Source organism: Nocardiopsis metallicus, from assembly GCF_014201115.1.
GTDB classification, from domain to species: Bacteria; Actinomycetota; Actinomycetes; order Streptosporangiales; family Streptosporangiaceae; genus Nocardiopsis; species Nocardiopsis metallicus.
On the sequence record NZ_JACHDO010000001.1, the window covers coordinates 4,088,610 to 4,113,615 of the forward strand.

General features: G+C 70.9%; 23 protein-coding genes. 9 read left to right on the top strand and 14 right to left on the bottom strand.

The features are described from left to right. Positions 1-31: 31 nt before the first annotated feature. Positions 32-1,111 (top strand): trypsin-like serine peptidase, encoded by a 1,080-nt coding sequence (locus HNR07_RS17810; RefSeq protein WP_184365955.1) that lies wholly within the window; start codon positions 32-34, stop codon positions 1,109-1,111. 142 nt (positions 1,112-1,253) lie between these two features. Here the strand turns inward: HNR07_RS17810 and HNR07_RS17815 are convergent, their stop codons facing one another. Further along, positions 1,254-2,678 (bottom strand): aldehyde dehydrogenase family protein, encoded by a 1,425-nt coding sequence (locus tag HNR07_RS17815; RefSeq protein ID WP_184365956.1) that lies wholly within the window; start codon positions 2,676-2,678, stop codon positions 1,254-1,256. A gap of 383 nt (positions 2,679-3,061) precedes the next feature. Here HNR07_RS17815 and HNR07_RS17820 point away from each other — a divergent pair, with 383 nt between their 5' ends. Then, complete coding sequence (locus tag HNR07_RS17820) at positions 3,062-4,864, top strand: cell division protein ZapB (RefSeq protein WP_184365957.1); 1,803 nt, start codon at positions 3,062-3,064, stop codon at positions 4,862-4,864. A gap of 34 nt (positions 4,865-4,898) precedes the next feature. Here the strand turns inward: HNR07_RS17820 and HNR07_RS17825 are convergent, their stop codons facing one another. Continuing rightward, positions 4,899-5,495 (bottom strand): HD domain-containing protein, encoded by a 597-nt coding sequence (locus HNR07_RS17825; protein ID WP_184372235.1) that lies wholly within the window; start codon positions 5,493-5,495, stop codon positions 4,899-4,901. A 54-nt stretch (positions 5,496-5,549) separates the two neighbouring features. Between HNR07_RS17825 and HNR07_RS17830 the strand changes: the two genes are divergently transcribed. Next, positions 5,550-6,446: a 3-methyladenine DNA glycosylase gene (locus HNR07_RS17830; protein ID WP_312893872.1), complete on the top strand. Its 897-nt coding sequence runs from the start codon at positions 5,550-5,552 to the stop codon at positions 6,444-6,446. 60 nt (positions 6,447-6,506) lie between these two features. Here HNR07_RS17830 and HNR07_RS17835 read toward each other — a convergent pair whose 3' ends face one another. Then, complete coding sequence (locus HNR07_RS17835; protein WP_184365958.1) at positions 6,507-6,920, bottom strand: SdpI family protein; 414 nt, start codon at positions 6,918-6,920, stop codon at positions 6,507-6,509. Positions 6,921-6,933: 13 nt separating this feature from the next. Next, complete coding sequence (locus HNR07_RS17840; RefSeq protein WP_184365959.1) at positions 6,934-7,353, bottom strand: thiol-disulfide oxidoreductase DCC family protein; 420 nt, start codon at positions 7,351-7,353, stop codon at positions 6,934-6,936. A gap of 170 nt (positions 7,354-7,523) precedes the next feature. On the opposite strand from HNR07_RS17840, the gene HNR07_RS17845 reads away from it, so the two are divergent. Both HNR07_RS17845 and HNR07_RS17850 read left to right on the top strand, forming a co-directional pair. Beyond that, positions 7,524-8,816, top strand: a complete 1,293-nt coding sequence (locus tag HNR07_RS17845; RefSeq protein WP_184365960.1) for a sensor histidine kinase — start codon at positions 7,524-7,526, stop codon at positions 8,814-8,816. Next, entirely contained in the window at positions 8,816-9,529 is a 714-nt protein-coding gene (locus HNR07_RS17850; protein ID WP_184365961.1) for a response regulator, read from the top strand. The genes HNR07_RS17845 and HNR07_RS17850 overlap by 1 nt, the downstream gene beginning before the upstream one ends. A 4-nt stretch (positions 9,530-9,533) precedes the next feature. Here the strand turns inward: HNR07_RS17850 and HNR07_RS17855 are convergent, their stop codons facing one another. Together HNR07_RS17855 and HNR07_RS17860 are read right to left on the bottom strand one after the other, a co-directional pair. Further along, positions 9,534-11,195 (bottom strand): serine hydrolase domain-containing protein, encoded by a 1,662-nt coding sequence (locus HNR07_RS17855; protein WP_184365962.1) that lies wholly within the window; start codon positions 11,193-11,195, stop codon positions 9,534-9,536. Positions 11,196-11,373: 178 nt separating this feature from the next. After that, positions 11,374-12,171, bottom strand: coding sequence for a hypothetical protein (locus tag HNR07_RS17860; RefSeq protein ID WP_312893873.1), 798 nt, complete (start codon positions 12,169-12,171; stop codon positions 11,374-11,376). Between the two features lie 283 nt (positions 12,172-12,454). On the opposite strand from HNR07_RS17860, the gene HNR07_RS17865 reads away from it, so the two are divergent. Both HNR07_RS17865 and HNR07_RS17870 read left to right on the top strand, forming a co-directional pair. Further along, positions 12,455-13,024, top strand: coding sequence for a GNAT family N-acetyltransferase (locus tag HNR07_RS17865; protein WP_184365964.1), 570 nt, complete (start codon positions 12,455-12,457; stop codon positions 13,022-13,024). A gap of 465 nt (positions 13,025-13,489) precedes the next feature. Next, complete coding sequence (locus HNR07_RS17870; protein ID WP_221318862.1) at positions 13,490-14,209, top strand: endonuclease domain-containing protein; 720 nt, start codon at positions 13,490-13,492, stop codon at positions 14,207-14,209. 122 nt (positions 14,210-14,331) lie between these two features. Here the strand turns inward: HNR07_RS17870 and HNR07_RS17875 are convergent, their stop codons facing one another. The 5 genes from HNR07_RS17875 to HNR07_RS17895 all read right to left on the bottom strand — a co-directional run bounded on the left by HNR07_RS17875 (position 14,332) and on the right by HNR07_RS17895 (position 20,530). After that, complete coding sequence (locus tag HNR07_RS17875) at positions 14,332-15,441, bottom strand: ABC transporter ATP-binding protein (RefSeq protein ID WP_184365965.1); 1,110 nt, start codon at positions 15,439-15,441, stop codon at positions 14,332-14,334. Next, positions 15,438-16,547, bottom strand: coding sequence for an ABC transporter ATP-binding protein (locus HNR07_RS17880; RefSeq protein ID WP_184365966.1), 1,110 nt, complete (start codon positions 16,545-16,547; stop codon positions 15,438-15,440). The genes HNR07_RS17875 and HNR07_RS17880 overlap by 4 nt, the downstream gene beginning before the upstream one ends. Before the next feature lie 2 nt (positions 16,548-16,549). After that, positions 16,550-17,596 (bottom strand): ABC transporter permease, encoded by a 1,047-nt coding sequence (locus tag HNR07_RS17885; RefSeq protein WP_184365967.1) that lies wholly within the window; start codon positions 17,594-17,596, stop codon positions 16,550-16,552. Further along, positions 17,596-18,600, bottom strand: coding sequence for an ABC transporter permease (locus HNR07_RS17890; RefSeq protein WP_184365968.1), 1,005 nt, complete (start codon positions 18,598-18,600; stop codon positions 17,596-17,598). Before HNR07_RS17890 ends, HNR07_RS17885 begins: the two co-directional genes overlap by 1 nt. A gap of 262 nt (positions 18,601-18,862) precedes the next feature. Next, the gene (locus HNR07_RS17895; protein WP_184365969.1) at positions 18,863-20,530 is read right to left on the bottom strand and encodes an ABC transporter substrate-binding protein; all 1,668 of its coding nucleotides are present in this window, start codon (positions 20,528-20,530) and stop codon (positions 18,863-18,865) included. A 357-nt stretch (positions 20,531-20,887) separates the two neighbouring features. Between HNR07_RS17895 and HNR07_RS17900 the strand changes: the two genes are divergently transcribed. Continuing rightward, the gene (locus HNR07_RS17900; RefSeq protein ID WP_184365970.1) at positions 20,888-21,292 is read left to right on the top strand and encodes a hypothetical protein; all 405 of its coding nucleotides are present in this window, start codon (positions 20,888-20,890) and stop codon (positions 21,290-21,292) included. Between the two features lie 93 nt (positions 21,293-21,385). Here HNR07_RS17900 and HNR07_RS17905 read toward each other — a convergent pair whose 3' ends face one another. Together HNR07_RS17905 and HNR07_RS17910 are read right to left on the bottom strand one after the other, a co-directional pair. Next, positions 21,386-21,880 (bottom strand): hypothetical protein, encoded by a 495-nt coding sequence (locus HNR07_RS17905; protein ID WP_246420377.1) that lies wholly within the window; start codon positions 21,878-21,880, stop codon positions 21,386-21,388. Positions 21,881-22,001: 121 nt separating this feature from the next. Next, complete coding sequence (locus HNR07_RS17910; RefSeq protein ID WP_184365971.1) at positions 22,002-22,517, bottom strand: gluconokinase; 516 nt, start codon at positions 22,515-22,517, stop codon at positions 22,002-22,004. 140 nt (positions 22,518-22,657) lie between these two features. On the opposite strand from HNR07_RS17910, the gene HNR07_RS17915 reads away from it, so the two are divergent. After that, entirely contained in the window at positions 22,658-23,371 is a 714-nt protein-coding gene (locus HNR07_RS17915) for a FadR/GntR family transcriptional regulator (RefSeq protein WP_184365972.1), read from the top strand. 42 nt (positions 23,372-23,413) lie between these two features. Here HNR07_RS17915 and HNR07_RS17920 read toward each other — a convergent pair whose 3' ends face one another. Beyond that, positions 23,414-24,790 (bottom strand): GntP family permease, encoded by a 1,377-nt coding sequence (locus tag HNR07_RS17920; RefSeq protein ID WP_184372246.1) that lies wholly within the window; start codon positions 24,788-24,790, stop codon positions 23,414-23,416. Between the last annotated feature and the right edge of the window lie 216 nt (positions 24,791-25,006).

Consider the following 25,006-nt stretch of genomic DNA (forward strand, 5'->3'; position numbering starts at 1 on the left):
GAGTTACTCAAAGTGTGCAAAGATCGTGGCCATGACCTCGTCCACCGCACGCAAGATCCTCGCGCCGCTGGCCGCCGCCGCGGTCGCCCTCGGGGGTCTGGCCCTCGTCGACCACCTGCCCGCCCCGGCCTCGGCCGTCACCCAGGCCCTGCACGCCTCCGCCGCCCACCCGGGCTCGCTGGCCCCCGAAACACCCGTTCAGCAGAGTCGGGTCGCCGCCACCCGGATGGACGGGGTCGTCCACCAGACCGGGGCGGTGACCGACGAGCAGAACGCCGCCGTCCTCGACTACTGGACCAGCGAGCGGATGGCCGCCGCGCAGCCCATCTCCAGCCTGGTCGACTCCGCCCTCGGGCTCGCCGACCCCCTGCGCCCGTCCCCCGCCGGGGTCGAGCCGCAGGCCGCCCGGCCCGACAGCGACGGGGAGCGCTGGAACGACGGCGGCCGCGTCAGCCGGACCACCGGCAAGGTGTACCTGACCATGGACGGACGCGACTTCACGTGTTCGGCATCGGTCGTGGACTCCGCCAACGGCAGCACCCTGGTGACCGCCGGGCACTGCGCCAAGGACGGCCGCGGCTCCTGGGCCCGCAACTGGACCTTCGTCCCCGGCTACGCCGACGGCTCCAGCCCGCACGGCAAGTTCACCGCCCGCGACCTCATGGTCGCCCCGCAGTGGGCCAACCGGGCCGACGACAGCTACGACTTCGCGATGGTGGTGCTGAACCGGGACGGCGGCGCCAGCGCGCAGGACCGGGTCGGCGCCCAGAAGATCGCCTTCGACACCTGGACCGAGCAGCGGGTCCGCGACGGGGTACAGGTGTACACCTTCGGCTACCCGGCCGCCTCACCCTTCAACGGCCGCCACCTGCACTACTGCTCCGGCCGCACCGTTCCCGACACCGGCGGCACCACCGCCAACGGCGTCCGCTGCACCATGACCCAGGGCTCCAGCGGCGGCCCCTGGTTCACCGGCTTCGACCCCGCCACCGGGCAGGGCACCATCTCCTCGGTGGTGAGCTTCAAGTACGCCGACGACCGCAACACGCAGTACGGGCCGCGTCTGGGCGCCGAGGCCAAGCGCCTCTTCGACCACGCCAACCAGCTCTAGGCCCGGGGCCGCCCGTATGGCGGCCGGCCGGGTCAGGCCCGCGCCGAAACGGAACGGCGGGGCGGTGGTGCCATCCCCGGTCACCACCGCCCCGCCGTTCTTCTCCTGGTCCGGCCGCCACCGGACCCGGCTCTCCCCCGGTCTAGAGGTCGATACCGGTGAGGACGAGGACCCGCTCGTGGGTGAGGTCGGTCATCGCGGCGCGCAGGCCCTCCTTGCCCACACCCGAACGCTTGACGCCGCCGTAGGGCATCTGGTCGGCGCGGAAGGTGGGGACGTCGCCGATGACCACGCCGCCCACCTCCAGCTCGCGGTGGGCGCGGAAGGCGGTGGGCAGGTCACGGGTGAAGACCCCGGCCTGCAGGCCGAAGTCGCTGTCGTTGACCGCGGCGAAGGCGGCGTCGGTGTCGGCGACCCGCTGGATCACCAGCACGGGGCCGAACACCTCCTCGCGCACCACCTTGGCGTCGGCGGGCACGTCCGCCAGGACGGTCGGCGCGACGGTGACGCCGTCACGGGTGCCGCCGGTGAGCAGTCGCGCCCCCGCGGCGACCGCCTCCTCGATCCAGGAGGACACCCGATCGGCGGCGGCCTCGTCGACCAGCGGACCGACGTCGGTCTTCGGGTCGGCCGGGTCCCCGGTACCGAGGGCCTCGACCTGGTTGACCAGACGCGGCAGGAACTCCTCGTAGACGGACTCGGTGACCACGACCCGCTGCACGCCGATGCACACCTGGCCGGCCTGGTTGTTGCCGAACAGCGCGACCCGCTGAGCGGCCCAGTCGAGGTCGGCGTCGTCGAGCACCACGGCCGCGGCGTTGCCGCCGAGCTCCAGGGTGACGTGCTTGTGCGGGGCGCGCCGCTGGATCTCCCAGCCGAAGGGGCCGCCGGTGAAGGAGACGACGGGCAGGCGCTCGTCGGTGATCAGCGGGGCGGCCAGCTCGTTGGGCATGGGCAGCACCGAGAACATGCCCGCGGGCAGGTCGGTCTCGGCGAGGATCGCACCGAGGATCAGCGCGGTGACCGGGGTGGCGGGGGCGGGCTTGAGGATCACCGGGGCGCCCACGGCGATGGCCGGAGCGACCTTGTGGGCGACCAGGTTGAGCGGGAAGTTGAACGGGGAGATGCCCAGGACCGGACCCTTGGGGACCCTGCGGACCATGGCCATCCGCCCGGTACCGCCCGGGTCGGTGTCCAGGCGCTGGAGCTCGCCGCTGTCCCGGCGGGCCTCCTCGGCGGCCCAGCGGAACACCGAGACGGCGCGCCCGGCCTCGGCGCGGGCCCACTTGATCGGCTTACCGCTCTCGGCGGTGATGGTCCGGGCGATCTCCTCGGCGCGCTCGCCGATGCGCCGGGAGACGTGGTCGAGGGCCCCGGCGCGTACGTGCGCGGGCAGGGCGGCGGCCTGGGCGGCCACCGCGTCCGCGGCGGCGACGGCGGCCTCCACCTGGGCCCCGGTGGGCACGGAGACGACGCCCGCCGCCTCGCCGGTGTAGGGGTTGCGGACGGTCATCTCGGTGTCGCCGGTCGCGGCGGTTCCGGCCAGCCAGAACGGGTGCGTGCTCATGCCGGTGACGCTAACCCGCGCCCGGGCAGGACCGCTTTGTCCACAGTTGCCAACCGAGGACCGAGAGTTGGCCACTGTGGCGCATCCGGTCCGGGCTGTCGGTGCCCCGCTCCACCTCAGCGCTCACCCGGCTAGGGGAGGCCATCCCGGACGCCGAGTGGCGTGTACACGTGGACGAGGCGGACCTCCCCTGGGTGAACGATCGGTACAGCGTGTGAGCCGTGGGATGACAATCCGGTCAACGGTTCTTTGGTCAACCGGCTGGCGCGTGAGCTGTCCTTGATACACAGTGGTAAAAGAGGGCTCTGCCAGCGCCAACCTTTCTGGAACACTGGGCCAGGCCCTCGGGTCCGCCGCCGCTGACGGGAACCCGGGAGGGCTCATTGCCGCTTGTCTACCGCACGCTCGTCGCCGTCCACGACGACGACGGGGATCTCGTCGCCGTCGCTTCGGCCGTCCTCTCCCGCTGGCTGAGCAAACGCGGCAACTCGGGCGCGCGCGTGGACTTCGGTTCGCCGGGCCGCTACGAGCTCAGCAACCGCTCGCGCGCGCTGGTCGCGCGGCACGAGAACACCGATGAGGGGCTCACCTTCCTGCGACTGACCACGGAGTCCGACAAGGCCGACGGGGTGTGGCGGACCCTGGCCACCGTCGTCGTGGACCCCGAGCTCTCGCCGTGGAACTACGTGTGGATCGACATGACCGTCGACCCCGTCTCCGCCGCCGACACCCCGGACGCCCCCCGCCTGGACGTGATGCCGCCCGAGGCGGCGCGCATGCTGCTGGAGGCGGTCGCCGCGCACGACGGCGCCCACCCCCTGCCCTCCACGCCGCGGATCGTGCGCGGGCGCGATGACGCCGACGTGGCGGCGCTGATCTCCAGCGTGCGCGATCCCCTGCGCAGACTGGCCATCGTGGCCACCGGGGCGCCCCGTGACGTGACCGTCGCCGACTGGCGCAACTCGATGGCCGGCTCCCTGTCCCGCTGCACCGGAATGTGCGCCGGGTACGTGCTGGACGGAGCCGCCCTGGACCAGGTGGGCGGGATCCTGCCCCGGGACCTGGACGTGCCCGCGGGCGGGGTGCGCACCTTCTTACCAGGGGTGGACCTGGCAGATCCGGAGGACGCCCAGCGCCACCCCAGGATGAGCCCGACCACCCTGGACACCGCCCGCGACGGCGAGCGCGTGCGCAACTGGGTGGGCGCCGCGCTGTCCCGGAGAGTGCGCGACAACGCCGTCGGACTGGCGCTGCCCGAGGCGCTCAAGGCGATCGACATCCTTCTGTCGGAGGAGACCGAGGACCTGCGCCGGGGTCCCAGCACTCCGCTTCCCCCCGCGTCACAGCAGACAGCAACGACCGGATCGGGGAACACCATCGCGCACCAGTCCGAGCCGGACTCGGTCATCATCGCGGAACTGGCCGCCGCCCAGGCCCAGGAGCAACAGGCCCAGCGGCTCAGAGAGGAGGTGCGCCGGCTCAGCGCGCGGATCGGGGAGCTCTCGGAGGAGCGCCAGGCCCTGCTTGCGGAGACCGCGGACCTCACCGAGGAGCTGAACTCCGCCCGGGACGAGCGGCGCAGCGCCCGCTACGAAGCGCAGTGGCTGCGCGAGCGGATCCGGGAGGAGGGCCTGTTCCGGCTGGCCGCGACCCCGGCACCGCACGACCCCGAGCAGCGGCCGCCGTCCAGCGTGGCGGAACTGCTGGAGCGGATCACCGACGGCACGGCGCTGCCGCACCTGTTCTTCACCATCGAGGACCAGACGGTGTACGAGCTCTCCGACAGCCGCAAGGAGGGGCTGTGGGTGACCCGGGCCTGGGAGGCGCTGCTGGCGCTGAACGACTACGCGCGCTACCAGTTCGACAACCCCGGCAGCGGGCTGGGCTTCCACTCCTACCTGCGCGATCCCCCGGACGGCTACCGGGTGATCCCGGTCAAGCGACTGGCCTCGCAGGAGTCGGACTACGTGCGCAACCGCGGCAAGCTCAACGAGAAACGGGTGTTCCGGGTACCGACCGAGGTGCACCCGGCGGGCCGGGTGCCGATGTACGCGCACATCAAGCTGGACATCGAGTACGGCATCTGCCCGCGGCTGTACTTCTACCCGCACCTGGGCCCGGACACCACCAACCGGGTGTACGTGGGCTACCTGGGCCGCCACCTGCCGGTGCAGCAGTCGAACTGACACGGGTCGAAGCAGCGCGGTTCAGGCCACGCGGTCAGACCACCCTGTGGCCGTAGGCGGCGGACAGCGCGGCCAGGTCCGGCTCGCCGTACCGATCCACCATCTCCTTGAACCGGAGCTCCTTGTCCGAGCCGAAGCGCCGCACCTTGGCCGCGAAGGAGGCGGCGGTGAGGAAGGTCGGCGGCTGGCTCTTGCTGTGGAACTTGTCCGCGTACATGACCAGCTCCTCCTCGGGTGAGGAGGCGAGGTAGTCGGCCACCGGGACGGGCAGCCCCTGGGAACGCACGTCCTCGCGGGTGATCCCCACCCCGGTGTGGTGGGAGCAGAAGCGGCACAGGGTCTCGGGCAGCCCCTCCCCCGCCAGAAGCTCGTGGCCGAGCACCCCGTGGCTGACGTAGCGGGAGCCGTCGAGCCGCCCGTCCGGACCGTACAGCCGGTACACGCCGATGTCGTGGAGCAGGCAGCCCGCGCGCACGAGGTCGGCGTTCACGCCGGGGGCGGCGCGGTCCAGGAGCTGTTCAGCCACCTCGCACACCACCCGGCAATGGGTGTACACCCGGTCGAAGGCCTCGGCGGTGGGCGCGTGGCGCTCGTGGAGGGCCCGGATCTGTTCGTCGGTGGGGATAGTCAGCACCCCAGCAGAGTAGACGCCGGACCGCGGTGCGGCGCGCATACCCTGGGGGTCGTGACGGGAACGAGTACTACAGGCCTGGCGGGCCTGACGCGGACTCTGACGGAGCCGGAGTGGCGCGAGCGCGCCGAGCGGCACGCACGACGCGTGGACGCGCTGGTCGGCGACCACCTGCGGCGCAGGAGCGCGGGCGAGCGGCACCCGGTCGAGGACTTCCTGTTCACCTACTACAACCTCAAGCCGTCGCAGCTGCGGCGCTGGCACCCGGGCGCGGGTTCGGTGCTGCTGGGCGAGGGCGCGCGCGGGCGGCTCACGGAGCGCTTCTACACCGAGCTTCCGGGCGGGGTGGGGCTGGACGTGCCCGCGTTCCTGGCCGCGCGGCCGGTCCTGGACTTCGTGGAGCGGCTGCTGTCGTCGGTGGCCGGGCGCCCCGCGCACCTGGGCTGTTTCGGACTGCACGAGTGGGCGATGGCGTACCGCACCGAGGAGGTCCGGCACGGCCAGGTGCCGCTGCGGCTGGGCCGCGAGGGCACTGACCGGGTGGTGGAGTCACACCGGATCCAGTGCTCGCACTTCGACGCGTTCCGGTTCTTCACCGGGCCCGCGCGCCCGCTCAACACGCTCCAGCCCACCCGGGAGCGGCAGGCGGAACTGGACCAGCCGGGCTGCCTGCACGCCAACATGGACCTGTACAAGTGGGCGTACAAGCTCACCCCGGCGGTGCCGTCGGAGCTGGTGGCGGACTGCTTCGAGCTCTCCAAGGAGATCCGGGTCCTGGACATGCGCGCCTCCCCCTACGACCTAAGGGACTGGGGGTACGAGCCGGTGCGGATCGAGACCGCCGAGGGCAAGGCGGCCTACATGGAGTACCAGCGCGACTTCGCCGAACGCGGGGCCGTGCTGCGCGAGCGGGTCCTGGCGGTGTGCCGGGAGCTGCGCGCTGCGGGCTGAGCCGACAGGGAGCGGGACGGGCCCAGGCGTGGGCCGGGGCGGATTCAGGGCAGGCCTGGTTCAGGGAAGGTCTGCGCGACCCGCCTCCCGGGCCTCCCGTTCCCGGGACACCTTGTGCGCCCGCCAGGAGCCGAGGACCAGCAGGGTGAGGCTGAGCCCCATGGGCACGAGCAGGGCGGCGACCTGCCCGTTCGGGGTGGTCGCGATGGGGACCAGGACCAGCGAGGGCAGGCAGGCCAGCCCGGCCACGACCGACCAGCGCGCCGAGACCTCGTGCACGGTGTACCAGGCGAACTCGCCGGAGCGGGTGTAGGCGGTCCGGATCCCGAAGAACTCGTTCGGTTTGATCCGCCGCTGGGCCCCCAACACCCCCATGAGCACCAGGGCCCCCGCCATGAGCACCACGGTCACCATGAGGATGACGAACGGAACAAGGGGCATCATCTGGTCGGCGTTCTCGGCCAGCGGGTTCACTACGGGTCCTTTGCTACTTCGGGTTCCGGAGGGAGCTGGTGGGGAGGGCACAGGCGGCGGTGCCGCCGGGCAGCCGGTACCGGTTGGCGGCCACGACCCGGTAGGCCGCGCGGCTGAGCAGACGCGCTCCGGGCAGGAGCATCAGGCGGCCCAGGACCCTCGTGGGGAACCCGGCGGCCAGGAGGACCCCGGCGACCGCGTCTCCCCCGGCCAGGCGCCGCCCGTCCGGGTAGACGACCCAGGCCCGCTCATCGGTCTGCTCGGGGGTCAGCCCCAGGGCGTCGAGGTGGACGTCCTGCCAGGCCGCGAAGGCCGTCCGTGTGCGCAGTCGCTCACGGGCGAAGCCGACCGCCCGCTGGCAAAACCCGCAGTCCCGGTCGTACAGGAACAGCCCGGCGCCGGGCCGTTCGCTCACACCCGCTGTGGCTTCCATACCTCCATCATTCCCTCCTGGCTCCGTCTCCAGCCCAGAGGGCTTCGGTGCCGCCTCCCACACCGTGCCCCATCCTGGCACCGCCCGTCTGCCCCGCGACAGTCACGGATGTCATGGGGCATCTGTCACGCCCCTTCGCGCGGGGACACCGGCTTTGGGAGAGTTGGGGCATGCCCGACCTCCCCCAGCGATCGCTGGTCGACCTCCTGGACCCGCGCGGCCCCCGCCCCCGCCTCGTCCTCCACCTCGTGTTCGGCGCCGTCGTGCTCGGCTTCGTCCTGGTGCGCGGCCTCAACGCCCTGGCCGAGGGGCGGTTGGTCCCGGCTCAGTACGTGTACCCCGCCCCCGTCTTCCTCCTCATGCTGGGCGCGCTGCTGCCCCTGTGCGCGCTGTGGCCCCTCACCGCCTGGGAGCGCGGCGCCCCAGCCCACCGCCGGGCCGCCACCGTGGGCTTCCTCGCCAGCAGCGCCCTGCTCATGCCGGTCACGGTGGAGTTCGGCTTCTTCGGTCTGATCGCCGTCGCGATCGCCCTCGCCGTGTGCGCCTTCGGGCCGCTCGGCGGACTGGCCATGGCACTGCTGTTCGCACTGGTCAACATGGGAATGGGCCTGGCCGCTCCCGGGTTCGCCACCGGCCACGCGCTGTTCAACGGGGCTCTCCTGCTGGTCTACGGGCTCGGGGTGGTCGCCGCCGTGCTGACCCTGATCGGCGCCGTCCGGCAGTCCCAGCGCACCCGTGAACTCCTGGCGGAGCTGGCGCGGGCCCACGATCAGCTGCGCGCGCACGCCGCCCGCGACCGGGAGCGCGCCATCGCCGACGAGCGCGCCCGGATGGCCCGGGAGATGCACGACAGCACCGGCCACCACCTGAGCGCCGTCCACCTGTGCCTGGCCAACGCCGAACGCGCGGTCGCGGCCCTCCCAGAGGACCCGCCTCGCGACCTCCTCGACGACCTCCGCGAGGACATCGGTCAGGCACGCAGGCTCACCAAGGAGACCCTGGCCGACACCCGCCGCTGGGTGCGGGCCCTCAAACCCATCGCGTTGGCCGAGCGTTCCGGTCCGGCCGCGCTGCGCTCGCTCACGGACTCCTTCGGCGAGCTGGGGGTGACCACCTCCTTCACCAGCAGCGGCGAGTGGCCCGAGGACCTGGACGGCGAGGCCGAGCTGGTCGCGTTCCGGTGCGTGCAGGAGGCACTGACCAACGCGTTGCGGCATTCCGGGGCGAGCCGGATCGAGGTGGCCGTGCACGCCGGGGCGGATCGGCTGGACCTGATCGTCGCCGACGACGGGCGGGGCCCGGGCGAGGGGGCGCCGGGCTTCGGGCTGACCGCGCTGCGCGAACGCCTGGCCGGGCTGAACGGGGCACTGGAGACCGGGGCCCGCCCGGGAGGCGGGTTCGAGCTCCGGGCCCGGCTCCCGGTCATGACCAACGATCAAGCACGGGAACTGGAGGCGGTGTGATGTCGCAGCCGAACCACGGGGCCGAGCGGGTCCGGGTGATCCTGGTGGACGACCACCGGATCCTCCGGCGCGGGATGGCCCGGCTGCTGGCCGCCGAAGGGGACATCGAGGTGGTGGGCGAGGCAGAGGACGGGGTGGCCGCGCTCGAACTCCTCGGCTCCCCCGACCTCACCGAACCGCCGCACGTGGCCCTGGTGGACGTGCACATGCCGCGGATGGACGGCACCGAGCTGATCGGGCACCTGGCCAAGCGCCACCCCGGTGTGGCCGCGGTGGTGCTGACCAGCTTCGACGAGGACGAGCACCTGTTCGCCTGCCTGCGCGCGGGCGCGAAGGGCTACCTGCTCAAGGACGCCGAACCCGAGGAGGTCGCCGAGTCCGTCCGCCGAGCGGCCCGGGGGGAGAGCGTCCTGTTCGGACACGCTGCGGAACGGATGATCGCCAACCTCGCGGGTGCTGCCAGCAGCGGACCGGCCCCGGAACCCGCGCCCGCGCCGCCACAGTCGGACTCCCACGGCCTCACCGACCGGGAATGGGACGTGGTGCGCCTGATCGGGACCGGGGCCAGCAACCGCGAGGTCGCCCGCACCCTGTTCCTGTCCGAGGGGACCGTCCGCAACCACGTCACCAACGCCCTGCGCAAGCTCGGCCTGCGCGACCGCACCGCCCTGGCCCTCTGGTGCGCCTCGTGGGAGAGCGGCCAGGGCCGGTAGCGGATCAGGACCAGGCGACCGTCAGGCCCCAGGCCATCAGAGTGCCCAGGCCGAGGGAGAAGAGCAGCGACAGGACGAACACCGTCACGTGCAGCCAGCGGAAGCGGCCCGCCTCCACCGGAACCCGGCGCCAGTGCCAGGCGCCGACGGTGACCGCGGCGGCGACCAGACCGAGGCCCAGGGCCCAGACGAACGCCGGGGCGCCGACCCAGTCCCCGTGCCGCAGCCCCAGCAGGTTCCAGGCCAGGGCGCCGAGGGTGAGCGAGACGATCCGCAGCCGGTCCAGCGGCCGCCGCGTGAGCAGGGTTCGGCGGCGCAGCACCAGGGCGAGCAGGAGCGCGGCGGGGACCAGCACCGTGAAGTAGCTTACGAGCAGCTTCACCGGTACCGGGCTGCCGGGGATCCGCTGGGGGTCGTCACCGAGCAGTTGGAAGGCGAGTGCCGGGGCCTCGACGCCGAGGCTGTTGGCCATGACCACCACCGACTGTTCCCCGTCCGTGGCGATCATGGTGCGGGTGCCGAAGGAACCGCCGCTGTGCCAGGTCACCTGGCCGACGCCGGGCACGTCGAGCAGGCGCCAGCCGAGCCCGATACCGAGCCCTTCCGGCTCCGCCTGCGGAACCTCGAACTCGACCGTCTCGTGGACGGGGTCCAGAGCAGCCATTCCGGGCGCTTCGCCCTCGGCCACCGCGGCCATGAAGCGGACCAGGTCCTCGGGGGTGCCCCAGGTCGCGACCCCGGCGGCCGCGTAGTCGGTGTTGCGCCACTCCTGGACCCGCGACCCGGGCTCGGTGTACGGACCTGCCCCGCCCTCGGGCACCCCGGCGTCGCTGATCACGGTCGCGTCCAGACGCAGCGGGTCCAGGACCCGTTCGCGCACCAGCTCCGGGTAGGGGGTACCGGACTCCTCGGCCAGGGCCTCACCCAGGAGCGCGTACCCGGCGTTGCTGTACATGAAGCTACCGGGGACAGCTGCCTGCGCGGTGGCGGCGAACTCCAGCGGCGGCACCGCCTGGCGGTAGGAGTCACCCCAGGCGTTCCTGCGCAGCGCCCCGAGCGGACCCTCCTCCATCTGCGTGACGAACCCCGCGTGATGGGTGGCCAGGTCCTCCAGCGTGGCCCCGGCGATAGCCGGGTCGGCGAACTCGGTGTCCGGGAAGATCTCGCCGACAGTGCGGTCCAGGGAGGTCTCCCCGGCGGCCACCATGTCGGCGAGGGTCATGGCGGTGAAGACCTTGAACACCGAGCCGGTCTCGAACGGGGTGGTCGTGGTGATCGGCGCCGTGCCGTCAGCGGTGCCCGCGGTCACCCACTCGACCTGCTCGGGGGCGTCGTTGGGGAACCGGGCGACGGCCAGGCCCTGCACCCGGCCGGGGTCCAGGGCGGCCGACACGTCGGCGACCAGGGCCTCGTCACCCTCGAACTCCACCGCCGGAGCCGGGGAACGGTGCGGCAGGAGCGGGAAGAGCAGGACGGCGGCCAGGGCGACCACCGCGCCGACCGCGAGGGCCACCAGCAGTACGTTGCGCGGCGCCGCCTCGGCCCGGGGCCGCTGCCCGGGGCCCTCGGGGGCGGGCTGTTCGGGGGCGGGCTGGTCGGGGGCGGGCTGGTCGGGGGCGGGCTGGTCCTGGTACGGCGGAGTGTGCCGCGCGTCAGAGGGGGTCATGTCTCCGATTCTTCAGGGGCGCCGCCCCGTGCCACCAGTCACGGAGGTCACGGCCCCACCGGTCCTGTCACCGTGCTGGATGTCATGGCACGGCCTACCCGGGCACGGCGAAGGGCGGGACCGGAGCACCGGTCCCGCCCCCGTGCGGCTCCGGACGGGGCCATCCGGAGCCAGCGTTCTACGCCTCGGAGTCGGTGCCCCCAGCGCGGCGCTTACGGCTCATGTACAGGGCCGCGCCGCCACCGGCGGCGGCAAGGGCGCCGGCGGCCACCAGACCGGCCAGGGCCGAACCGGTCACGGCCAGGTCGCTACCGTCCTTCTCCTGGCCCGGGCCAGCCTCGGTGACGGGGCTGGTGGGCTCGGGCTCCTCCTCGGAGCCGCTCTCGGGCAGGTCGCCCTCCTCGCCGGGGGTCTTGCCCTCGTCCGGGGTGTCCGGGGTCTCGGGGGTCTCCGGGGTCTCCGGGGTCTCCGGGGTCTCCGCCTCCGGCTCATCGGTCGGAGTGGGGCTCGGCTCCGGGGTGGGGCTCGGCTCGGTCTCCTCGTCCCCCTCGGGGCAGTCGACCTTGAAGACCTTGTGCTTGCCGCCCTTGCCCTTCTGCCCGTCGAAGCTCCACTCGAGCTTGTAGTGGCCGTTGTCGAGGTTGAGGAGCTCGGTGCTGCCGGCCCCCTCCTCGTCGAGGACGAGCTCGCCCTCCAGCTCGACGGTGCGCGAGTTGGGCGGTCCGCCGTGGGTCAGGATCTCCCAGGAGACCTCCTGGCCCGCGTCGAAGCCGAAGGCGACGACCTTGAACTCGCAGACCTTGGGCTCGTTGCGGTTGTCCTCGTCGGGGGTTTCGGGGTTGTGGATCTTGACGGTGCCGTTGTCGCCGGGCGCGGCGGCGGCTGCGGTTCCCGCGCTGAGAACGATGCCTGCCGTGAGGGCGGCGGCGCCGAAGAGCCGGACGCCGAACGCGCCGACACCAGGGGAAGTGAACACGAGGGACTCCTGTGAAATGACGGGGTCCACCGAGGCGGGTGTGGACAGGAGTGAAAAGGGTGACCCAAGAAACTTACTCTTGTTCCCCTCTCACATAGCCGACAAACCCATAACCGGAAAATCACGATTGGGAGACTCCGCTCGGAAAACCGGCGTCTCGCGATTGCGAGCGGTGACGCACCGGTATTGCCTGCTCAGGGAGGCACACCCGCGCGGAGCCGAGGCCCATGAGGGCTTCGCCCAGACGAAAACCCTTTGGCGACAGGCCTTCCCGACGATGAGAATGGCCGCCGTGACCAACTTGGAGATCCGCCCCTACCGCCCCTCCGACGAGGACCGGTGGCTGCGCTGCCGGGTCCTGTCCTTCCTTTACACCCCCTACTACGACGACGTGAAGACCACCAAGACGGAGTTCGAGGGGCCCGGGGTGGAGCTGGTGGCCGTTTCCGACGGAACGGTGGTCGGGGTCCTCGACGCGGAACTGTGCGGGGAGGAAGCCACGATCGACACCATCGCGGTCCACCCGGATCACCAGGGACGCGGTATCGGGACCGCCCTGCTGGAGGCTCTCCTGGTGCCGCTGCGGGAAGCCGGGGTCCGCACCTTGGACGCCTACACCCGCGACCAGCCCGAGGTCCTGGGCTGGTACCGGGCGATGGGCTTCACCGAGCAGGACCACTACGTGCATGTCCACGCCGACGGCGCGGAGGCAGCCGGGGCAGCGGCGCCGCTGGTCGGCTTCCACGTGGGCAAGGCCTTCCTGCACGCGGACCTGTGCGAGGAGGCGGAGCTCCGCGAGAAGTTCGGGCGGGTGTACGTGTGCCGAAGGTTCGTCCGCCCGGTGAACCTGTGACCCCTCTCCGCCGTGATCTTGCTACCAGGAGCGAAATCGGCGCCGAACTTGCCCCTGGTAGCAAGATCACGGAAGAAAGGAGGCGGGTTATCCACAGCCTGGCAACAGGGCATCGCTTCTGAAGCGATGCGACCGCACGCTGAAGGGATGAACCCTCCCGAACCTCGCCGAGGTCCCGCCTCCTCACCACACCCCGGGCGATCCACGGCCTCCAGCCAGCGACGACGCACCGATCCGTACCCTGCCGCGCGCGGTACCCGTACCGTTCCCGGCACCGCCCTCGCCATCGCCGCTCGGCAGCACGGAGTACTCAGCTGGGAACAGGCCAGTACCGCCGGTGTAACCAAGAGCGACGCCCGCCGCCTTGTTCGCAACGGTGTATGGGGGCATCCGCACACCGGCGTCTACACCGTACGAAGCCTGGCCTCCCCTTCCGGCTCGGACGCACACCTTCGCTCAGCGACCATGGCCGCCCAACTGGCCCTCGGACCGGAGGCCTTCGCCGGTGGCGAGACCGCCGCCCTCCTGTGGGGGATGCAGGGCCTACCCCGATGGGACGGGCGAACCGTGCACATGGTCATTCCGGCGCTCGGCGCCCAGCGACACCACCACCGCGTCACACTGCACAGCTGGCAGGTGCGTCCTGAAGAAATCAGCACGAGGGCGGGCATCCGCTTGACCGACCCCGGTAGGACCCTGCGTGACACTCTGCTGCGCGTGGACCGGGAGAGCGCGGTATGCCTCATGGACTCCGCGCCGCACCAAGGGCTCGTTCTCGAAGAGGAGGTGCCGGGGCTGGAGCTGGCCAACCGTGGCCGCAGGGGCTGTGTGAACGTCCGCCGGTGGTGGCCCTTGGCCGATGGTCGTTCCGAGAGCCCCTTGGAGACCCGGGTGCGCCTGATCTGCGTGGACGGCGGGGTGCCTCCGACGAGCCTGCAGCACCGCTTTCGAGACGGACACGGTCGTACCATCGGCATCGCCGACTTCTGGTGGGAGGAGTACCAGCTCGTCGGTGAGGCCGACGGGCACGGTCCGCACGGCCTTCCTCAGGCACTGCTCAGGGACCGGGAGCGACAGAACGCCCTGCAACGGTGGCATCCGGGCGTACGTATCGTCCGCTTCACCTGGCAGGACCTGAAACGGCCCCAGTACATCCTCGCCTCCGTAACCGGAGCGGGGGGCTGAGCACCTCCCAGGGGGCGCCCCAATCTCCGACCCATGTTCCGTGATCTTGCTACCAGGAGCGAAATCAGCGCCGAACTTGCCCCTGGTAGCAAGATCACGAAGGGGAGGATGGGCGCGGCGGGTCAGCTCGCGGCGTGCACGATGCGTTCGGCGCGCTCCTCGCTCGGCTGGATCTCGCCGGACAGGATCTGCTCCGCGTAGTGGCAGGCCACCCGGTGGGTACCGCTGCCCTGGTCGCCGTGCAGCGGGCGCAGCTCCGGCCGCTCGGTGTCGCAGAGCTCCTCCTGGCGCCACGGGCACCGGGTATGGAATCGGCAGCCCGTGGGCGGCTTGGCGGGCGAGGGCAGGTCACCGGCGAGCAGGATGCGCTCGCGGGTGTCCTCCACCGTCGGGTCCGGGACCGGCACGGCCGACATCAGGGACCGGGTGTAGGGGTGCACCGGGGTCTCGTACAGCTCGTCGCTGGTCGCCTCCTCGACCATCGAACCCAGGTACATCACCCCCACCACGTCGCTGACGTGCCGCACCACGGCGAGGTCGTGCGCGATGACCAGGTAGGTCAGGCCCAGTTCCCCCTGGAGCTCCTCCAGCAGGTTGAGCACCTGCGCCTGGATGGACACGTCCAGGGCCGAGACCGGCTCGTCGCAGATGATCAGGTCGGGCTCCAGCACCAGAGCGCGGGCGATGCCGATGCGCTGGCGCTGACCGCCGGAGAACTCGTGCGGGTAGCGCTGGAGGGCCTTGGCGGACAGGCCCACGCGCTCCAGGGCGTCCACCACGCGGCGGTGCTGGTCCTGCGTGGTCCGGCGGCGGCGCTCGCTGCGGCTGAGGCCCCTGGCCTCCTCCTCGGACGGCCCGCCGATCCCGTGGGTCTGCAGACCCTCCAGGAGGATGGAGCCGATGTTCTGGCGCGGGTTGAGGCTGCCCAGCGGGTCCTGGAAGACCATCTGGAGCTTGGCCCGCTCGCGGCGCATCGACTCCGAGTCGAGACGGGCCAGGTCGCGCCCGTCGAACCACACCTCGCCCTCGGTGATCTGGTTCAGCCGCAGCACAGCGCGGCCCAGGGTGGTCTTGCCGCAGCCGGACTCGCCGACCAGGCCGTAGGTCTGGCCCGGCTCGATGCTGAGCGAGACCCCGTCCACGGCGCGCACGTGCCCGACGGTCCGGTCGAAGACCACACCGCGTTTGATCGGGAAGTGGACCTTGAGGTCCTTGATCTCCAGCAGGCTCATGCCCGCTCCTCCTCGTCGTCGCCCGCCACGGCCGGGCTCTCCAGTACGGCCCGGTCCACCACCTCGGGGTGGCTGATGGGGTTCACACAGCGGTGGACGTGTGCCGAGCCCGCGTCGTCGCCTTCTCCGGCGCCGTTGGCCACCTGGACCAGTGGAGGCGGCCCCTGCAGGCACTCCATCGTGTAGTGGTCGCAGCGGGGGGCGAACGCGCACCCGTCCGTCCAGGCGATGTTGTCGTTGACCGAACCCCGCACCGGGGTGAGCGGTTCGCCGCGCGGCGCGTCCAGGCGGGGGATGGAGCCGAGCAGGCCCACCGTGTAGGGGTGGGTGGGGTCGGCGAACAGGGGACCGCGCTCGGCGGTCTCCACGGCCCGGCCCGCGTACAGGACGTTGATGTCGTCGCAGAGACCGGCCACCACGCCGAGGTCGTGGGTGATCATGAGCAGGGCCGTGCCCTCCTCGGTGACCAGGTCCTTGAGCAGTTCCAGAATCTGGGCCTGGATGGTGACGTCCAGCGCGGTGGTGGGCTCGTCGGCGATCATCAGACGCGGTTTGCAGGCCACCGCCATCGCGATGAGCGCGCGCTGGCGCATCCCGCCGGACAGCTGGTGCGGGTACTCGTTCAGGCGGCGGGCGGGGTCGGGGATGCCCACCCGGTAGAGCAGGTCGGCGGCCTCCTTGCGGGCGGGCGTGCCGCGCAGACCGCGGTGGCGCTTGAGGATCTCGGTGACCTGGACGCCGATGGGGACCACCGGGTTGAGCGAGCTGAGCGGATCCTGGAAGATCATCGCCAGCTGGGAGCCGCGCAGGTCGCGCATCCGGCGGTTGGAGATGCGGAGCAGGTCCGCCTCCACGACCTCCTCACCCCGGTCGGACAGGCGCAAGACGGCGCTGCCGCCGACCCTCACGCCCCGGTCCGGGAGCAGCCCCATGAGGGCCAGGGAGGTGACGCTCTTGCCGCAGCCGGACTCACCGACCAGGCCGGTGACCTTTCCTTCCTCCAGGGTGAAGGAGACCCCGTCGACGGCGCGGGTCTCCCCGTGCCCTCTGCGGTGGAACGCCACGGACAGCTCGTCCACCGCCAACAGCGGCGTGCTGGAACTCATGGTCACTTCCTCAACTTCGGGTCGAGCGCCTCACGCAGCGCCTCACCCAGCAGGGTGAAGCCGAGTGCGGTGATGATGATGCCCAGGGCCGGGTAGACGGCCAGGGACGGTGCGCTGGACAGGAACCGCTGGGCTTCGGAGAGCATCGTTCCCCACTCGGGGAAGTTCGCGTCCGGGTTGCCCAGGCCCAGGTAGGACAGTGCGGCCGCGTCGATGATGGCGGTCGCCAGGGTGAGCGTGGACTGCACGATCACCGGACCCATGGAGTTGGGCAGGATGTGGGTGAGGGCGATCTTGCGCTTGCGCACGCCCAGCGCCTGGGCGGCCAGCACGTACTCGCGGTTGCCCTGGGAGATCATCGCGCCGCGCAGCAGACGGGCGAAGATCGGGATCTGGGCGATACCGACCGCGATCATGACCGTGGTGAGGCTGGGCCCGACCAGGGCGGCGACGGTGACGGCGAGCAGCAGGGTCGGCATGGCCAGCATCATGTCGATGATGCGCATCACCACGTTGTCGACCTGGCGCCCCCAGCGGCCGCCGAGCACCGAGCAGGCCCCGGCGAGGCCGCCGAGGATCGCGCCGAAGAAGAAGCCGACGAGGGTGGCGACCACACCGACCAGCAGGGTCTGGCGGGCGCCGATCACCATGCGGGAGAACATGTCCCGGCCCAGGTGGTCCAGGCCGAGCCAGTTCTCGGCACGCGGGCCGACGAACTCGTTGCGGTTGGGGAAGACCTCGTTGCCCCAGGCCTGGGAGGTGGGGCTGTAGGGCGCGATGAGCGGCGAGAACAGCGCGATGACGACGAACAGCGCGACGATGACCGCTCCGGTGATCGCCATGGGGCTGCGGCGCATCCGTTGGAAGGCCTCGCGCCAGATCCCGGAGCCGTGGCCGTCGTCGCCGCGGTCGCCCATGAGCTCGGCGAGGCGGTCGACCTTGGCGGCCTTGCGCTTGTGGAACGGGATCTTCTCTTCGGCCCCGGTCGCGCCCGGAGCCCCGGTCGCGCCCGGAACCTCGGACGGGTTCGAACTCGGTGTCGTAGGCATCACTGGGCCCGCACTCTCGGGTCGAGGAGGCTGTACGAGATGTCGACCAGGAGGTTGATGAACACGTACATGGTGGCGATGAGCAGGATGAACCCGGTGAGCACCGGGTAGTCACGGGTCTGGGTGGCCGCGTAGACGAAGGAGCCGATGCCGGGGAAGGCGAAGACGCTCTCGGTGAGGACCGCCCCGGCGAAGAGGCTGCCCGCGAGCAGTCCGACGGCCGTGACCACCGGCAGCAGGGCGTTGCGCAGCACGTGGCGGGTGCGCACCGTGGTGCGGTGCAGGCCCTTGGCGTTGGCGGTGCGGACGTAGTCCTCGCCCATGACCTCCAGGACGCTGGCGCGGGTCATGCGGGTGATGACGGCCAACGGGATGGAGGCCAGTGCCAGCCCCGGCAGGGCCAGGTGCGCGAGGGCGTCGGCGACCACGTCCCACTCGCGGGTCATGAGGCCGTCCAGGACGACGAACCCGGTGATGTCGGTACGGCTCAGCCCCGGGGAGAGCCGGAAGGCCGACGGGAACCACCCGAGATTCTCAGCGAAGATCACCTTGAGGATGAACGCCAGGAAGAAGACGGGGGTGCAGATGCCCAGGAGGGAGCCGCCGACCGCGGCGAAGTCCAGCACGGTGCCACGTTTGCGCGCCGCCAGGTAGCCCAGGGGCAGCCCCACGGTGACGGCGATGAGCATCGCCGTCACGGCCAGTTCGAACGTGGCCGGGAAACGGAGGAAGAACTCCTCCAGGACCGGTCGGCTGGTCTGGAGTGAGGTTCCCAGGTCCCCTTGGACGATCCTGCCGAGGAAGGACAGGTACTGGACCGCGAGGGGTTCGTCCAGGCCGAGCGAGCGGCGCAGAGCAGCGCGTTGCTCCGCGGTCGCGTCGTCGGGGAGGAGGGCGTACTCCGGTCCGCCCGGAAGTCTTTGGAGCCAGACGAACAGCAGGATCGACAGGCCGCCGAGTGTCGGGATCAGCTGTAGGAGTCGCCTGACGATGAATCGCAGCACCTTCGCCGCCTTTCGCCAGTGGTGGGAACGATGGACGCGAAGCGTCCCCGCCGGGGTGTGGCGGGATGAACGGATGGACTTGCGGGGGTTTCCCGAGGGGCCCGGCGGGGTTCCGTGGGGGGGGGACGGGGCCGCCGTGGGGGGGAGAGGCCGCGCGGGGCCTTCATAGGGAGCCCGCCGTGCGAGGGCCCGACCGGTCAGGACCGGCCGGGCCCGGTGAACGCAGCTCTGGGGTCGGGGAGAGGAGCTTGCGCCTGCTCCCCTACTTCCAGGAGGCCTCGGCGAAGTTCTCCTGGGTCAGCGGGCTGACGTTGGGCGGGTTGACGTCCGCGGAGAACGCGATGGAGGGCGGGGAGCTGGAGATGGGCAGTCCGGGCAGGATGTCCATCACCATCTCGTTGAGCTCCTGGTAACCGGCGACGCGCTCTTCCTCGTCGGGGTTGCCGCTCACCTCTGCCATCTTGTCGAAGAGCTCCTCGTCGTCCACGCCCCAGGCGCTGCTGGGTCCGGCGAACCAGGTGCCGATGAAGTTGTAGGCGTCGTTGTAGTCACCGGTCCAGCCGAGCAGGTAGAGCGGGCAGTTACCGCTGTCGGTCTGGTTGATGTACTCGGCCCACTCGTAGCTCGTGGCCTCGACGGTCACGCCGGCTTCCTGGAGGTCTTCAGTGATGACGTCGAAGATGTCCTTGGGGGCGGGCATGTACGGTCGGGTCACCTCGGTCGGGTAGCAGAACTCGATCTCGAGGTCCTCGTAACCCGCGTCGGCGAGCTTCTCCTGGGCGAGCTCGGGGTCGTACTCGAACTCGCGCACGTTGGGGGACCAGCCGTCGAGGGTGTCCGGGTGGAACTGCGTGGCGACCTCGCCGCCCTCGGGCAGGATGGTGTCCACGATGCGCTGGCGGTTGACCGCGTGTGAGAGGGCCTCACGGACCTCCAGCTCGGCCAGTGCCTCGTGGTCCTGCTGGTAGGCCAGGTAGAGGACGTTGAACACGTCGCGGGTGGGCACCTCGAAGCCCGCGTCCTGGAGCGGGCCGACGTCGGCGGGGGCGACCAGGTCGTACCCGTGGATGTCGTTGGCCTCCAGGGCCTGGCGGCGGGCGTTCTCGTCCGGGATGGCCCGGATGATCATCCTCTCGAAGCCCGCCGGGTCTCCCCAGTAGCCGTCGAAGCGGTTGAAGGTGATCTCGCTCTGGTCCTGGTTCCACTCCTCGACGGTGAACGGACCAGTGCCGGCGACCGTGCCGGGGACCTGGCTGTACTCGGGCAGGGTGGGGTTGCCCTCCTCACCGCCGATCTCCTGGCCTTCCATGGCCTCCAGGCTGCTGGGGCTCATGATGCCGAAGGCCGCGAGGCTGAAACCGCCCGGGTAGAGGGAGGAGTACTCGCTGACCTCGATGACGACGGTGAGCTCGTCCTCGGCGTCACAGGAGACGTAACGCGGCTCCGGCGGGGCGTGGTCCTCGTCGTTCTCCGCGAATCCGCCGAAGATCTTCTGCCAGTAATAGGAGTTGTTGGAGCTCTGGTAGGCGCCGGTCAGATTGAACCAGCGGTCGAAATTGGCGCAGACCGCTTCGGCGTTCAGTTCGTCGCCGTCGTGGAACTCCACGCCGTCGCGGAGACCGAAGGTCCAGACGGTACCGTCCTCGGACTGCTCCCAGGTCTCGGCCAGTCCTCCGACGATTTCGGAACCGCCGGATTCGTGCTCCAGAAGGGTTTCGAAAACCTGGCGACTGTAGCGGAAGGTCTCTCCGTCAGTCGCGAGGAAGGGGTCGAGCGATGCGATGTCACCGGCCGAGGCGAAGACGAACGGCTGCTCGTCGCCGCCGCCCGCGCCGCCTCGGTCGCTCTCCGCACAGGCTGTCGCCACCAGAGTGAGCGACGCCGCTACGGCCACGAGGCCGAGCGGCTTTCGGGAAGACTTCGTGAACATGGTCCACCTCGGTGATGGGGGACGGGGGGTTTGAGGCCCTGAACGATGCTCGGACCCTAAACCGGCCCGGGACCGCCTGGGAAGATAGACGGCTGGGTATTAATACAACCGTTTCAGATCTGTGCCGTGATCCATAGGCGTGCTTTTGGCCCGCATGTGTTTAACTGAGCACCACCTTCCCCTGAGCCACCCACGCCCCACTCCGGTGACATTGGGTATCCACGCGAACACAATTCCGCAACACGTCATCAGGTCATAGGACGAATTAACATAAAAGCCATAATGTCCGCTTTCTGTTTCCCTCCGGAAAACCGGGCCGGGGCGCCGATCGGGTCCCGTTCGTCCTATGATCTGCGGATGGACACTCCCCTTGACGACGCGGACCTCACCGCGTTCCTCGAAGGCCAGGACAGCGCCTGGCTGGCCGAGCAGCTGATGCTCATCGCCGACGAGGACCCCATCACCCGCATCCGACTGAGCGCCGCGGCCGGAGCGGAGAGCGCGGTGGAGGAGGCCCGAGGCGCCGTGCTGGCCCGGGTCACGGGCCACTCGCCGCAGGAGGCCGCCGAGGACCCCGACGACGGGGATCCGCTGCACCGTGCGCTCGACCTGCTGGACGACCTCCTCGACTACGGCTTCGAGGACGAGGTCGGCGACATCGCCGACGAGGCGCGCGAGGTCTACACGCTCCGCCACGGTGAGGACGACAGCGAGCACCTGGCCCGTCTGCACGTCCTGGCAGACGGCGAGGAGGAGGACTGACCGGCGCCCCTGGGGCCTGAGAGACGAAAGGGCCCGGTGGCGCCGAGGAGTTCCTCAGCGCCGCCGGGCCCTCGGCCGCCGGCCCCGTATGACCTACAGTTCGCACCAGCGGCGCACGTTGGTGCTCCACAGCGCGATGTTGACGATGATGGCGAAGAACGACACGAGCAGCCCGACCAGCAGCATCTGCGTGTCCGCCAGTCTGGCCGACATGTGCAGCGCGGACACGGCCGCGCCCAGGGCGACCAGCGCCCCGAACTGGGCCGAGCGCCACAGCACGTGACCGGCGCGCCGCACCGGCAGCGCCAGCGCGGCCATCCCGAGAGCGGTCAGCCCGGACACGACCAGCAGGATCCACAGGTCGGTCACGACCGGACCGGGCGCGCCCGCCTCCAGCATCGTCCAGGCCTGGTAGCCCAGCCCGACGTAGGCGACGGCGGTGACGAACATCAGTACACAGGTCTGCCGAACGTCCTGCGGGGGCCGCACGCCCGCTCGGCGCGCGGCGAGAAGGCTCTGCCGAGGGGGTGGGACCACACTGAAGGGCCGGGCGGCGGAGGACATAGGGGACGTTTGGGAGTCTTGCATGACGAACAGGGTCGCGCGCCCGGGCGCACTACACAAGTGGAGCCCACATCCCCGCACACACGGTTGCCAAAGCATCACCGAAAGCCACGAATCAGGGCCGAGTGGCTCAGACCCGGACCGCTCAGGTCTGGGCGGAGCGCAGCTGCCCGGACACGTACGCCAGCGCCTCGGCGTTGAGCGCGTCCAGGTCGCCGCGCACGTCGAACTCCAGCCCCGCCTCGTCCGGGTCGAGCCGCTGGAGGGTCTCCAACTGCGACCGCAGGAGCGCGGGCGGCATGAAGTGGTCCTCACGGGCGGCGATCCGCCCCCAGATCACCTCCGAGGGCCCGTGCATGTGCAGGAAGTGCACGCCGGGAGCCCCGGAGCGCAGCACGTCCCGGTAGGTGCGCTTGAGCGCCGAGCAGGCCATCACCGTCGACTCCCCCAGCGCCTCGTGGGCGCCGATCCAGTCGGCCAGTTCGCGCAGCCAGGGCCAGCGGTCCCCGTCGGTCAGCGGCACCCCGGCCGACATCTTCGTGATGTTGGCCTCGGGATGGAAGGCGTCGGCCTCCGCGAAGGGGAGCTCCAACCGTTCGGCGACGCGCTCGGCGACACTGGTCTTACCGCTGCCAGATACGCCCATGAAGACAAAGTGCATGGTCTCTCCGATATCTTGGCCCGTCGCCCGACCGCGACGCCGCCACCAATAGTGGTATCAATCAATCGGGCTAGGCTTCAGCCTGACCCCGACCGGTTCCGGTCGTCATACGAGGAATCCTGGAAGCTGCGAGGGATGAGATGGCCACCGAGCACCGAACGCTGCACAACCGGGTGCTGGCGGTACTCGGCCCGGCGATCGCCGCCGGGGACTACACCCCGGGCCACGCCTTCACGCTCCAGGGCCTGGAGCAGGACTTCGGCGTGTCCCGGACGGTCGCCCGCGAGGCGGTGCGCGTCCTGGAGTCGATGCGGCTGGTCGTGAGCCGTCCCAGGACCGGGATCCGGGTCCGGCCCCAGCGGGACTGGAGCGTGTTCGACCCCCAGCTCATCCGCTGGCGCCTGGCCGGTTCGGGCCGGATGGACCAGCTGCGCTCCCTCAACGAGCTCCGCGCCGCCGTGGAGCCGGGCGCCGCCGCCCTGGCGGCCGAGCGCGGCCCCGCCGACGAGCGGGCCCAGCTGGTGGTGGTGGCCGAGCAGATGACCCTGACCGGCCAGGCCGGTGAGCTCACCACCTTCATGGAGCTCGACATCACCTTCCACCGCCGCATCCTGGAGCTGTCGGGCAACGAGATGCTGTCCGGCCTGGCCGAGGTGGTCACCGAGGTCCTGGTCGGCCGCACCTCCTACGACCTGATGCCGCACAACCCCCGCCCGGAGGCGCTGCGCCTGCACACGGCGGTGGCGCAGGCCATCCGGGACGGTCTGCCCGACGTGGCGGAGGCGGCGATGCGGTCCATCGTCACCGAGGTCGCGGACGCGCTCCGCGAGGACGGTACGGAGCCCGTCTGCTGACTCGGCCGGCGGCCCGCCCACCGGCCCGGCCGAACGCGTGCCCTACAGGACCAGGTAGAGGCCGAAGGCGAGCCCGAAGCCGATGAAGCCGATGAGGGTCTCCATGACCGTCCAGGTCTTCAGCGTGGTCTTGACGTCCATCCCCAGGAAACGGCCGACCAGCCAGAACCCGGAGTCGTTGACGTGCGAGAGCGCGGTGGCGCCGGAGGCGATCGCGATCACGATCAGCGCCAGGTCGATGGAGCTGAGCCCGGATGTGGCCTGTACCGCCGGGGCGATCAGACCCGCCGCCGTGGTGATGGCGACCGTGGCCGACCCCTGGGCGACGCGCAGGGCCAGCGCGATGATGAACGCCGCGACGATGACCGGCATACCCGTGGACTCCAGGCTCCCGGCGAGGGCCTGGCCGATGCCGCTGGCCCGCAGGACGCCGCCGAACATACCGCCCGCGCCGGTGATCAGGATGATGCCGCAGACGGGGCCGAGCGCGCCGCCGACGATCTCCTCGACCCGCTGGCGGGTGAAGCGGCCGTTGCTGAGCACCACCATCGCGTAGAGCACGGTGATGAGCAGCGCGATGGGGGTGGCGCCGACGAGCTGGAGGGACTGGACCCAGACCAGGTCCTCGGAAACGGTTCCGGTCGCGGTGAGGGTACCGGTTCCGGTGTTGGCGAAGATGAGCAGCATCGGCAGGAGCAGGATGCTGAGCACGGTGAGCAGGTGCGGCGGGTTCTCGTGCTTGACGTCGCCGTTGCCCATGATGTCGTCGGGGACGGGGAGCTCGAAGCGCTTGCCCGCCCACAGGCCGTAGAGGTAACTGGCCAGGTACCAGGTGGGGATGGCCAGGACGGCGCCGACCAGCAGGGTCAGCCCCATGTCCGCGCCGATCTCCACGGCGGCGGTGACCGGCCCGGGGTGCGGCGGCACGAAGGCGTGCATGACCGCGAAGGCGCCGGCGGTCGGCAGCGCGTACGTGAGCACGGAACCGCCCACGCGGCGGGCGACGCTGAAGACGATCGGCAGCATCACGACGAGGCCGACATCGAAGAAGATCGGGAAGCCGAAGAGCAGTGAGGCCACGCCGAGGGCGAGCGGGGCGCGCTTCTCACCGAACAGCTTGATCAGCGCACCGGCCAGGACGGCGGCACCGCCGGTGACCTCCAGCATGCGGCCGATCATCACGCCCAGGCCCACCAGCAGGGCGACGTTGGCGAGGGTGCCGCCGAAGCCGTCCAGCAGGGTGGGCACGACCCCGTCCACCGGAATCCCGGCGGCCAGCGCGGTGAGCACGCTGACCAGGACCAGTGCGATGAACGCGTGCAACTTGAAGCGGATGATCAGGAACAGCAGGAGCGCGATGGCACCCGCCGCGATCCCGAGGAGGGGACCCGTGCCGTAGACGGGTTCGAAGTTCTCCACGACGGAGCCTTCCAGTGGACGGGACAGTGGTGCTTGGCCGTGGCTGAACACGCCCTTGACCTGCTCTTGAGCCAAGCTGAGTGAATGGTAATACCATTTGTGAGCCCGTGTGAACACGAGGTTTCGATTTTGTGAGGGAGACCCAGGTCACAGGCCTGAAATCCGTCGGGGGCACCCCCGACCGCCACCCTCCGGGCAGCCATCCGGGCAGGACGC

What these genes read in the sequence shown, in the direction of transcription:
- HNR07_RS17810 (WP_184365955.1), top strand. Translation starts at nt 32, where the DNA reads ATGACCTCGTCCACCGCACGCAAGATCCTCGCGCCGCTGGCCGCCGCC.
- HNR07_RS17815 (WP_184365956.1), bottom strand. Translation starts at nt 2,678, where the DNA reads ATGAGCACGCACCCGTTCTGGCTGGCCGGAACCGCCGCGACCGGCGAC.
- HNR07_RS17840 (WP_184365959.1), bottom strand. Translation starts at nt 7,353, where the DNA reads ATGGAAGCCACAGCGGGTGTGAGCGAACGGCCCGGCGCCGGGCTGTTC.
- HNR07_RS17845 (WP_184365960.1), top strand. Translation starts at nt 7,524, where the DNA reads ATGCCCGACCTCCCCCAGCGATCGCTGGTCGACCTCCTGGACCCGCGC.
- HNR07_RS17850 (WP_184365961.1), top strand. Translation starts at nt 8,816, where the DNA reads ATGTCGCAGCCGAACCACGGGGCCGAGCGGGTCCGGGTGATCCTGGTG.
- HNR07_RS17855 (WP_184365962.1), bottom strand. Translation starts at nt 11,195, where the DNA reads ATGACCCCCTCTGACGCGCGGCACACTCCGCCGTACCAGGACCAGCCC.
- HNR07_RS17865 (WP_184365964.1), top strand. Translation starts at nt 12,455, where the DNA reads ATGGCCGCCGTGACCAACTTGGAGATCCGCCCCTACCGCCCCTCCGAC.
- HNR07_RS17870 (WP_221318862.1), top strand. Translation starts at nt 13,490, where the DNA reads ATGGCCGCCCAACTGGCCCTCGGACCGGAGGCCTTCGCCGGTGGCGAG.
- HNR07_RS17875 (WP_184365965.1), bottom strand. Translation starts at nt 15,441, where the DNA reads ATGAGCCTGCTGGAGATCAAGGACCTCAAGGTCCACTTCCCGATCAAA.
- HNR07_RS17880 (WP_184365966.1), bottom strand. Translation starts at nt 16,547, where the DNA reads ATGAGTTCCAGCACGCCGCTGTTGGCGGTGGACGAGCTGTCCGTGGCG.
- HNR07_RS17885 (WP_184365967.1), bottom strand. Translation starts at nt 17,596, where the DNA reads ATGCCTACGACACCGAGTTCGAACCCGTCCGAGGTTCCGGGCGCGACC.
- HNR07_RS17895 (WP_184365969.1), bottom strand. Translation starts at nt 20,530, where the DNA reads ATGTTCACGAAGTCTTCCCGAAAGCCGCTCGGCCTCGTGGCCGTAGCG.
- HNR07_RS17900 (WP_184365970.1), top strand. Translation starts at nt 20,888, where the DNA reads ATGGACACTCCCCTTGACGACGCGGACCTCACCGCGTTCCTCGAAGGC.
- HNR07_RS17905 (WP_246420377.1), bottom strand. Translation starts at nt 21,880, where the DNA reads ATGCAAGACTCCCAAACGTCCCCTATGTCCTCCGCCGCCCGGCCCTTC.
- HNR07_RS17910 (WP_184365971.1), bottom strand. Translation starts at nt 22,517, where the DNA reads ATGCACTTTGTCTTCATGGGCGTATCTGGCAGCGGTAAGACCAGTGTC.
- HNR07_RS17915 (WP_184365972.1), top strand. Translation starts at nt 22,658, where the DNA reads ATGGCCACCGAGCACCGAACGCTGCACAACCGGGTGCTGGCGGTACTC.